Below are 272 nucleotides of genomic sequence, written 5' to 3' on the forward strand. Positions count from 1 at the left end.
AGAAGCAACCGAAGCGAAACGGAAGCACACCGAGCGAATCTTGTTTAGTTTTGAGGGCAAAACCTCAGAGCTAGTACGTTGAAAACTGAATACCGAAAGCAAAAGAAAACCGAGACAATCGTAAAGAACAGATTGTGAGAGCGACCGAGAGAGAGACTTGGAATAGGTCAAGCAGAGAAGGGCGCACGGTGAATGCCTAGGCACTAGCAGCCGATGAAGGACGTGACGAACTACGAAAAGCTTCGGGGAGATGTAAGTAATCAGAGATCCGG

Annotated in this window: 1 rRNA gene; it reads left to right on the plus strand. The window is 48.2% G+C overall.

Annotated elements, in window-relative coordinates:
* Positions 1–165: 165 nt before the first annotated feature.
* A 23S ribosomal RNA gene (locus KI210_RS08625) occupies positions 166–272 on the plus strand; the annotation flags it as partial.

Origin of the sequence: Lactobacillus corticis (assembly GCF_018327645.1) — a bacterium.
Lineage (GTDB): Bacteria > Bacillota > Bacilli > Lactobacillales > Lactobacillaceae > Lactobacillus > Lactobacillus corticis.